The 1703-nt window shown below is 65.8% G+C and carries 2 protein-coding genes and 1 pseudogene; 2 read left to right on the top strand and 1 reads right to left on the bottom strand.

Annotated features, from left to right (window positions below; translation table 11 throughout):
* Positions 1-845, bottom strand: an 845-nt coding sequence (coxB, locus tag RT567_RS16550) for a cytochrome c oxidase subunit II (protein ID WP_313577286.1), incomplete at its 3' end; no start/stop codon positions are given.
* A 270-nt stretch (positions 846-1115) separates the two neighbouring features.
* Between coxB and RT567_RS16545 the strand changes: the two are divergent.
* A pseudogene (locus RT567_RS16545) lies at positions 1116-1427 on the top strand (PadR family transcriptional regulator); the annotation flags it as partial.
* A gap of 119 nt (positions 1428-1546) precedes the next feature.
* On the top strand, positions 1547-1703 hold a 157-nt coding region (locus RT567_RS16540), incomplete at its 3' end, for an HAAS signaling domain-containing protein (RefSeq protein ID WP_313577287.1).

Below are 1703 nucleotides of genomic sequence, written 5' to 3'. Positions count from 1 at the left end.
GCCGCAGCAGCGGCGGCCGCTGCGTCGTCGGCGGCCTTGGTCATGGAGCCGCCCTTGGAGGCGACCCAGGCGGCGAAGGCTTCCTGGCTCACCACCTTGACGTGGATCGGCATGAAGGCGTGGTCGACGCCGCACAGCTCGGAGCACTGGCCGTAGTAGTCGCCTTCCTTTTCGGCGCGGAACCAGGTCTCGTTCATGCGGCCCGGAACAGCGTCCACCTTGATGGCGAAGGCCGGCACGGCGACGGCGTGGATCACGTCCGAAGCGGTGATCAGCAGGCGGACGTTCTGGCCGACCGGAACCACCATCGGCTCATCGGCGGCCAGGCGGTACAGATGCTTGGGCGCCTTGTCTTCCGGCAGCATGTTCGAGATGTACTCGGCCACGCCCTGGTCCGGATATTCATAGCCCCAGTTCCACTGGTTGCCGGTGATCTTCACCGTCACGTCCGAGTCCGGATAGTCGTGATAGGCGAAAAGCAGGCGGAACGAGAACAGGGAGATGCCGACCAGGATCAGCACCGGCACCACGGTCCAGATGACCTCGATGACCGTGTTGTGGCTCCACTTGGCCGGGGTCGGGTTGGCGCGCTTGTTGTAGCGGATCGCGATCCACACCAGCAGCGCCAGCACCAGGACGCAGATCACGGTGATGACCGGCATCAGCACGACGTTGTGGAAGAAGTGGGCCTCGTGCGCCAGCGGCGCGGCGGCCGACTGGAAACCGAGACCAGCCGGCGTCGGCTGACCCAAAACATCCTGCGCCATCGCCGGCGCAGCGAAAATGGCGGCAAGGGCGGTCGCGGCGATACCGCCCCCCAACCGCGCCATGGCTCGCATGCCCATCCCCATTCGAGAAGTCCTCATAAACCGTTCTGCAGCAGACGTTTGCGAGCAATTCGCAAGCGTCGCCGGGCCCAGACGGACCTCGGCGTGTCATGGCCGGTCCTTATCGGCTCGAACCGCCCTTGCCAAGCGATCAAGCACACCTATGGCGCCCTCCGGGCAAAATGCGGTCGATTAAATCGCTGTCATGTTTAGACAGCTACCTTGCACGGCAAGATACCTTGCGATACCCCTTATGAACCCGAACGAGGGACGCCCAAGAGGGATTTCATGCCCGACACCATCGACATCCAACTGAAGAAAGGCGTGCTGGGGCTCTGCGTCCTGGCGCTGCTCGCCCGACGCGACAGCTACGCCTATGAGATCGCCAGCCGCCTGTCCGACGCCATCGGCATGGGGGAAGGCACCATCTATCCGCTGATGCGGCGGATGCAGACCGACGGCCTGGTGGAGACCTATCTGGTCGAATCATCCAGCGGCCCGTCGCGCAAATACTATCGCCTGACCGCCGCGGGCCGTCGCGCCCTGGACGGTCAGACCGGCGAGTGGCGGGCCTTCGCCCGCGCCGTCGAGGCCCTGATCGCGGGCGATGACGACGACAGCGTCATTGTCGCCGAGGCCCCGGCCGAAACGCCCGCCCTGCTCGATCAGAGCGCCCAAACCGAATCGACCGCCCAAGCTGAGGACAGGGGAGAGAAGCAATGAACCGCGCGGAATTCCTGGCGCGACTGCGACGCGGCCTGGTGGGCCTGCCCGCCGCCACCGCCAATGAGATCGTGGCCGACTATGAAGCCCACTTCGCCGACGGCGCCGCCGCCGGCCGCAGCGAGGCCGAGGTGGCCGAGGCCCTGGGCGATC

This window comes from Brevundimonas sp. (assembly GCF_032107865.1).
Lineage (GTDB): Bacteria > Pseudomonadota > Alphaproteobacteria > Caulobacterales > Caulobacteraceae > Brevundimonas.
This window is presented reverse-complemented; position numbering and strand designations above follow the sequence as displayed.